Source organism: Actinomadura darangshiensis (assembly GCF_004349235.1).
GTDB lineage: Bacteria > Actinomycetota > Actinomycetes > Streptosporangiales > Streptosporangiaceae > Spirillospora > Spirillospora darangshiensis.
Genome location: NZ_SMKY01000629.1, coordinates 1 through 1267, shown reverse-complemented (window position 1 = coordinate 1267; position 1267 = coordinate 1). Strand labels below are relative to the sequence as shown.

General features: G+C 70.8%; 1 protein-coding gene. It reads right to left on the bottom strand.

Features of this window, described 5'->3' with window-relative positions; genetic code table 11:
• Nucleotides 1–153: 153 nt before the first annotated feature.
• On the bottom strand, nt 154–1267 hold a 1114-nt coding region (locus E1293_RS47030), incomplete at its 5' end, for a hypothetical protein (RefSeq protein ID WP_132206644.1).

Genomic DNA, 1267 nt, shown 5'->3' with positions numbered 1-1267 from the left:
TTCCTGGGGGGTGCGGGTCGGCCGCCGGGGCCCTGGAGGGGCGTCCGTAAAGAGCATAAGGGTGCCCGGCGGCGCTTCCCTCCCGTTCGGGCGGAGCGCCACCGGGCACCCGGGTGGCGGCGGATCAGCGCGCGGGGCGCCTCACCTGCGGCCTCATTCGCTGTCGAGCCCGTTCTGCAGTGACTGAACCTCGGCGGACGTGGCGCCGATCACCTTGTACTGCGCGTGCTTGTAGAAGGTGCCGCCGGTGGCCTTGGCCCAGCTCGTCCACGCGCTGCTCGTGACCCGGCAGCTCGCCCACTGCGAGCTGCTGCTGCTGATCGTGATGCGGGTGGTGCAGGTGCCGAGGTCCTTGCCGGTCAGCGTGCCCGCGGTGATCCGGAACTGGATCTCGATCGTGACGGGCTTCTCCACGTCGTAGGGCGGGCGGACCTTGGCCTGGACGGTGCAGCCGGAGTTGCCGTTGCAGCCGCCCTTCTTCCACTCGTCGACGGTGGGCTTGGACGAGGCGTTGAAGGAGTCCTTCAGCTCGCCCATGCTCGTGCGCATGTTCGAGATGACCGACGAGGCGTCGCTGCCGTCCTTCGTGGTGACGTCCAGCGAGACCCGCGGCGTGGTGGCCTCGTAGCGCAGCAGCTCCGCGTCGTCCTCGTCGGTGATGTAGATCGTGGACGAGAAGGTGCTGAACTTCAGGGCCTTCTTGCCGTGCCACGACGTCTCGATCGGCTTGGTGCTGGACGACCGGGCGGAGCGGACCTTGGCCGCCAGCGCCGTCGGCGTCAGCTGCTGCTTGAAGTCGAGGTCGAGCTCGTCGTCGCCCAGCCGGCCCCACTGCTCGCCGTCCTTGAGGAAGAACGGCTCGTCGGTGGAGATCTGCCGCTCCCAGTAGGACTTGTCGGCCTTCACGAACAGCTTGCCGTCGGCCGACAGCATCGTGACGCGGGAGCCGTCCCACGTGACGGTGCCCATCGCGCGGCCGCCCTTGGTGACGTCCAGCTCACCGCGCAGCGACGAGCCGCCGCCGAACGTGCCGTCCAGCGAGACGGCGCGGGCCGAGGTGAGGTCGGTCGCCGCGGCGGTCAGCTTCTCGTCCGGCGACTTGCCGCCGCCGGCGTTCACCACCACCAGGACCACCACGGCGATGACGACGAGGAGGGCGACGCCGCCGGCGACCAGGCCGATCACCAGGCCGCCGCCACCGCCGCGCTTCGGCGGCGGCATCCCGGGGCCCATCGGGGCGCCGGGCGGCGGCGGGAAGAAGGGGGGC